The sequence below is a fragment of the Novosphingobium sp. KN65.2 genome (genome assembly GCF_001368935.1).
Lineage (GTDB): Bacteria > Pseudomonadota > Alphaproteobacteria > Sphingomonadales > Sphingomonadaceae > Novosphingobium > Novosphingobium mathurense.
In genome coordinates, this window is sequence record NZ_CCBH010000015.1 from 1 (window position 1) to 704 (window position 704).

Consider the following 704-nt stretch of genomic DNA (forward strand, 5'->3'; position numbering starts at 1 on the left):
GCCCCGACGATGTCAGTCGAAACTCCGAGCTTGAAGCAACCATCGCGCCGCAGGTCGAGAACATTGAGCGGTTCAGTGGCGTTGACCTCGCATACGCCCCAATCGGCGAAATCGGTCCGCAGCATCTCTCTTGGCGTAACGCCTTCGAAGCGATCCCGTACGATTGCTTCAGCTATGCTCGTCGGGAGATCTTCCGCAATGTAGAGCAGCTTGAAACGGTCATCCGGGCTCGCGAAACGCGTTTTGCCATAGCCCATCCCGAGGGGCGTCGCGCGATGCGCGATGGGCGTGCAACGCAGGTATGCGCTTGGCTCAACGCGCCGGGTCAGCGACGCGAGAATCTTCTCGTCAAATGCCATGCGTCAGGCAAAGTCACGCTCTGCAACGATCACCACCTCTTGGCGATCACCAGCCTTCAGCGCATCGAGCGGCGCACGATTGTTCAGCGCCCCATGCGGTTGGCGAAGCCAGAGCCACGCAGACCGAGCCTCTGGGGCAAGGCGAAGGATATCGGCGATGCCTTCGAGCGGCCGCGCGTCCACAAACTGGTCCAGCGGATAGGTCAGCTTTCGGGTGCCACGCAGCAATCCGACGACCATGCCTTTCTGCTGCCAGCTGCTTAGCGTCGACCGAGGAATCCCAAGATTGTCCTCGACCTCACCAGCACCTGCCACCGGCCCGGCCCAACTTTCGAGCGGCCGTGC

Annotated in this window: 1 protein-coding gene and 1 pseudogene; both read right to left on the minus strand. The window is 61.8% G+C overall.

Annotated features, from left to right (window positions below; translation table 11 throughout):
- Positions 1-359: RES family NAD+ phosphorylase (locus tag SPHV1_RS00950; RefSeq protein WP_156367181.1), on the minus strand; the 359-nt coding region annotated here is incomplete at its 3' end.
- Between the two features lie 3 nt (positions 360-362).
- Positions 363-704: pseudogene (locus SPHV1_RS00955) on the minus strand (antitoxin Xre/MbcA/ParS toxin-binding domain-containing protein); the annotation flags it as partial.